At 37.8% G+C, this 5,970-nt stretch carries 4 protein-coding genes; all 4 read right to left on the bottom strand.

Annotated features, from left to right (window positions below; translation table 11 throughout):
* Window positions 1–140: 140 nt before the first annotated feature.
* Window positions 141–317 carry an IS1/IS1595 family N-terminal zinc-binding domain-containing protein gene (locus ABDZ97_RS17660; RefSeq protein ID WP_425542650.1) on the bottom strand — a complete coding sequence of 59 codons (177 nt, stop codon included), beginning with the start codon at window positions 315–317 and terminating at the stop codon, window positions 141–143.
* Between the two features lie 813 nt (window positions 318–1,130).
* Window positions 1,131–3,593, bottom strand: coding sequence for an RHS repeat-associated core domain-containing protein (locus tag ABDZ97_RS08145; RefSeq protein WP_343786385.1), 2,463 nt, complete (start codon window positions 3,591–3,593; stop codon window positions 1,131–1,133).
* On the bottom strand, window positions 3,565–3,915 hold the full coding sequence (locus ABDZ97_RS08140) for a hypothetical protein (RefSeq protein WP_343786383.1): 351 nt from the start codon (window positions 3,913–3,915) through the stop codon (window positions 3,565–3,567). Before ABDZ97_RS08140 ends, ABDZ97_RS08145 begins: the two co-directional genes overlap by 29 nt.
* A 16-nt stretch (window positions 3,916–3,931) precedes the next feature.
* Window positions 3,932–5,970, bottom strand: a 2,039-nt coding sequence (locus ABDZ97_RS08135; RefSeq protein ID WP_343786381.1) for an RHS repeat-associated core domain-containing protein, incomplete at its 5' end; no start/stop codon positions are given.

Here is a 5,970-nt window from a genome sequence, read left to right as displayed (position 1 = left end):
GGATCAATCCCAAATACAAACTAAGTCTATCTGTCCGGATTTCCTTTGCTTCTGAAAGCAACAAGGTATTCACTACCATTCCCAGTGTTTTCTTAGTTCTCCGACCAACTGAAAAACTAACCACATCTTTGGTTGTACGGTCAATGGCATAGGTAAGAAATACTCCTGATTCCTACTCCTTCTTTAAGTAAAAGAACAATATTCGTATTGGTTTCCGCAAGACAGGCTCTATTGCGATATTCTTCCTGTTTGGTCGAACCACATCGTTTACACAGATGACGTTGAATTCCCTTCAAAGTCTTCCCGTTTTTTTTCATTTGAAAATTACAACAAATCATATGAGCAATAATTCTGATACACGTAGTACGTAATTATTGAATAATAGGCCGAATAAAACACGAAAAAAAGGGCAATCTAATGATTACCCTTATCGAAATACTCTTGCTAAAAACTCCTCTACCACCTGAAAAACAAATGATTAATTAAAAAACTTCATTCATCAATAAATCTGGTACACTACCAATTTCCGTTGCGGTCATACTTGTAATGAGAACCATTGAAAAGAGTATCTTTTGCTTTCCTTTTTTTATACACTTTTTACCGTCAGGTGATAGTTTGAGACACTACCCACACTACTAACCTTTTTTTGTTGAAACAATAGACAATATTATAAACAGCAAAATTGAACCATACACATACAATTGAGAGAGAATTCTAGCCCATTTATTACCCAAGCATAAACGGTATTTATTCTTTATATCATCTATTATATGTAGATATCTTTGTTGATATTCGAATTTATAATAATGGATTAAAATTATTAATCCAAAAATAATTAACACTACTACTTTATTTGAAAAAATAGATACCCATCTTAGATCAAAGATTAAATAAAGTAAAAGAAAAAATGACAACAATAAACACAGAAAAGTAAATGACATTGAGAATGAAGCTAATAACGGAACCCAATTATTTCTTTTGCCCCACATTTTTTGAAGTGTCATAAATTCAAAAACAAACAATAAATTATATATCTCTTTCATCGATCTTCATTTGTTAATATAAAATAAGTTATTTTATTTTCCCGTATTTCTTCTTTTAGCCTTTTATAAAATCAAGAATCTTAAAGGTTATTTAATGGATTTATTATGAACCAAAATTTTACTTTTTGTCACAAAATAATTATGCTGCCCATTTACTTCGATGTTTACTACAATTTGTGAATCAGATGTTGTTTCCGTTTTAATATCCGTCAATTCAATAAAATCTTTATCTGTTTTTAATAATTCGCCTTTTTGAATCTCTATTATTTTCTTCCATGTTGAGTTTGAGTAAAACGGATGTTCTTCAGTAACCTTGATTGTTTCACTTCCAATTTTAACAATACAAATACTCTCAACAAGATAACTTACTTTCTTACTAACTACACCAAGTTCCAAGGAATCACTAATAGTATTGTATGTGTAAAGAGTATCTCCTGGTTCAATTTCAGATATGGAAACAAATGTCCCATTGGACTTCCAAACTTTAGTTTCAGGAGAAAAACAAGTATTCCCTCTATTTTGCTGTTCTAAAGATTTACCTTTCATGTGGTCAACATGAGGTGACAAATAGCCCTTTTTTAATCCCCAATTTACTAGCAAGGCTGTTCCTCCTACTGCAAAACCGTAGACCCCTCCTTTATACATTATAGTACCTATTACTATATCTCCAGCATTATCTACAACTTTATCTGTATCATTATTAACCACTCCATCAATAACATTAGAAACTGACCATGCTGTTGCAACCCAAAATACGACGCGACCAGCGTTTTTATAATTATTAGACGCATTTTTTGCGCCTCCTCTGTTTCCAGTGTGCTGATTAGGACCTTTTCCCTCCAAACCAGTATACATCTTTCCGTTTTTCCCTAACCAAGAATTAAATTCTTTACTGTAAGTTGTGAATTCTAAAATAGAATAAGCAACCCCACCTACAGTTAAAATAGTTGAGACATTCGCATAAGGGTCTTCAATTTCTCCTTCAACAACAACGAATGTAGAATTTGGTTTAAAGGACGTTCTTTCTTCTAAAAAATCATTAAATTCTCCTGAACTGGTAATATTCAAATCTAATCTTTCAACTTTCCTATTCATCACTGGAATCATTACCATGTTTTTAGAGGGAGGTAAAAGAGGGTTATCATTGTTTTCTACATTATCATTGTTTTCTATATTATCATTACTTCCTGCAACATTAGTTCCCCCTGTGTCATTGTGTACATAACTAACATCTTTACCTAATATTGAATAACCACCATCATCAGTACCGATGTATTCCACCCCATTATCACCAGTATAAATCTTGCCATTTTCAGATTGTTCTGGTAATCCTCCAGGTCTATCTCCATCATTACCATCATTCACAGGCTCCAACCCATAAGGGTCTGTATAGTACACAGGGTTATTTGCAAAACCTACATAAGGTGATATATGAGGGAACTTACTCATCAACGGATCCAACGACTTCCACCTACCCAACCTCGGGTCATATTGTCTGAACTCCGTGGTATAACTGTTTCCATTCCCTGATACCTCAGAATCATGCTCCATTCCATTGAATTGATAACGGTACCCCACACCACCATTCCTGCCCGGCATGGTCATACCAAACGCATAGTAATCACTCCATGAAAGTAGTACAGGGTCGTAATGAAAATCATCCACTACGCTTGCATTGTTGTCCTGAACAAACAAATACGACAAATACATCTTTCGGGTTCCCGAATTCGGGTTTTCTACTGCAAACAGGGTCTCTGTACTTGGTGCTACAAACGTTAACGTATACCGTCCGTCCGAATAAATATGCTGCACCTGAATATTCGCTGATGTGATGTTATTGCGGACAAAAGGTGTCAATTGAGGACCGCCATCCAGATCCAATGTATAGTGAACCGTGTACGTCTCTCCTACCTCTGTCGGAAAAACACACTGTACTCCATTCCATAAACTCAGATTATCCACCTCCAGACGATGGCCCACTATTGAGGCTGTTACTCCCGCACCGTATGTCTGAAGACCCGCATAACTAGAGGTTAGTGATCGGGCAAATACAGACGGACGCAGCTCCAACACCATGTCATCCAAATAAAAAGTCCGACTTCCGGCAACCGTACTCACTATCGATATAGTGGTCTGAGAAGAACTTGCCAGAAAATCCAAATAATAAACTCCATCTGATCCTGCTACCTTTTCAGAAGTAACTGTGGATGTGGGAACATCATAGGTTTGCGCTGCAATACTCCCCTGACTATTCAGGTCTGCTGTAAAGTACAAACGGTACACTTTACCCGGAGTCGTTCCCGTATACGACAATTGAGCACCGGCACCCTGGCTTGTTACAGAAACTTCCAGTTCTCCTCCTGCATGCGTCAACGTAGCATTCGGTAAAGCAATCAAACCGGATACATCACTTGTGAAATCATTCGAAAATACTGTTCCCGATGAACCGGAAGCTATTTTACGGTCGTTGATGACGGCAAGGACGTTGTTCAGGTGATAGTTTGAGACACTACCCACTACCCTATTTGAAATGTAAGTACCAATCACCATTCGATTCTCTATTCACTGTTTCTTGAGATTCAAAGCCAATATATACATACTTTCGAGCTTCTTCAGGGTAGTTATACTTTACTAAAAGAAATCTTATTTTTTCCATTAAATCTAAATCTAATTCAAGCTTTTCTTTTTCCCTATCAGTTTTAACACAGATCCAAAAAACTACGTTTTTTGGATCTAAATTATATGCTCCATACCAATGAATCCAAAACTTTTCTTTGCAAATCGGCTCCACTAAACTATATATACCTACCTTAATCCGAAGTATTTTCCCCTTCATCGACTTTGCAGAGAATAGATATTGATAAATTTTCATTCTTATGTAAGTTTTATCAGTGATTAATAATTCGCACTTTGTTCACTTTTAAAATAGGTTTTTCAACTCTTAACCAAATACTTGTTGGACGTGGTCCTGTAGAAGTCGTAAAAAAATGAGCTTCTCCTTTTGCTCCTTTAGCAAAATTAAGAGATAATCTATTCCAAATAGGGGTTGATACTGACCGGGGTAATATTGGGTTAATAGTATTCATAACTCTACCCGTAATTGTCATTTCCAAAGTTATCATACCATTTTCTCTTGCAAAATTGGCTGCTGCATTTTTCGCTACATTTCCTCCTGACCAGAAAACACGATTCGAAGTAATTGTTGAACTATATCTCATTGAAAAAGCAGCTGAAGAAGGAGTAATAAAGAATGACCAAAACCAATCTTGAGATTCTGCATAACCTGTTTCCAAGGGTCTTGCCCAAACGGAATTCACGAGATCATTAACATCAGTAACACTTCTGGCTCTAGTTAAGGTTGCTGGATCACTTTTTGCCCTTCGACCTGTTTTCAAGTAAAAGTCAAAATCATTTTTGACATTCTCACTAACATTGCGATTCCATTCATTAACAATAGCAATAGAAAATATTCTATCACTTATAATTTCAACATCATTTTGACTAATTTTCTCCTCTTCAATCCAATGGTCTAATCGATCACTTTCTCTCTTAGCTTTTCTGAGAAGTTCTTCATTTTTTTGCTGGTTACGTTGCTCTATTTCTTTTATCGCATTTTCTTTTTGATTTAATCGCCCCAAAATATGTCTAAGTCCATTTTTAGCTTCGATACCATAACGCCCTGTTTGTGCAGATTTCCATCCATCTAGTCTTGAATTCGCATCGTCACAATGATATTTCCAATCACCATCATTACTTGTGTCTCCTCCATTTTCTGATCCTGTTTCTACTGGGGGGGTACCTTCCAACCCAAACGGATCCACAAAATAAATCGGATTATTATTAAACGCTACATACGGACTCATGCCCGGATATTTCGCCATCAACGGATCCAACGACTTCCAACGCCCTAACCTCGGGTCATACTGCCTAAACTCCGTAGTATACGAATTCCCATTTCCAGACACTTCCCCGTCATGCTCCATCCCATTAAATAGGTAGCGATAATTCACCCCACCATTACGCCCCGGCATGGTCATTCCAAACGCATAATAATCACTCCAAGAGAGGAGCACAGGATCGTAATTCTGGTCTGTGGAGTTGTAAATCTTGCGGTCGTTTATGACGGCTAGTACGTTCCCTAAGTGGTTGGTTAATTCGTATCTTTTATGTCCGCTCTCCTCCGTGTGTACCACGTCTTCTTCTTTGTGGGTATAGGAAGTAAAATTACCACCTTGATAGATGGTTACTTCTTCCGAGTTCACGCCCAAACGTTCGGCTCCGTACAAATGGCGTTCGTTGAGCTTATAACTATCTGTAGGAAAAGCTATTTCATACACGGCCATCACCTGACCATTGGCGTCGTACGCGTAGTACGTAAAGTTTTGGTCGCCTGTAAGTGATCCTCCGGAACGCCCCTCAACCAGTTTCATGGCTCGTTGACCAAAGGGAGTATATAAAAAGGTAATGTTCGGACTCGCTGCATCCGTACGGGTAATTTTTGACAATTTGTGATCCCCGTATCGCCATTCCAACTCCATGTCTTCCGATGCGTCTTCGATCAACTCCCCGATCTTGTTGTAGGTGTAATTACTTGTTGTTTGTCCTGTTTTGATGTCATCATACGAGCTATAATCGGTACCATTATCCACCACATAGTTCAACCTGTTAGATGGTTGTCCTCCCAGCGTATGATAATTGTACACAAATCTGTCCATGTCCAGCTCCGTTCCGATTCCGTTTCTATTTAAAGATAGTAAATTTCCGTTACGATCGTACGAAAAAGTCGTCTTGTATTCATCAGTCGCTGCGCTGTTTGTCCAGGCAAATAAGCTCTCTACATCCACAGCACGGTACACCTGCATTTCCTTAATCCGTTGCAACTGGTCATACCGGTAAGCGGTTCCCTGAACATCCAGACCGTCTATAG

Source organism: Wandonia haliotis (genome assembly GCF_039523435.1).
GTDB lineage: Bacteria > Bacteroidota > Bacteroidia > Flavobacteriales_D > Crocinitomicaceae > Wandonia > Wandonia haliotis.
This window is presented reverse-complemented; position numbering and strand designations above follow the sequence as displayed.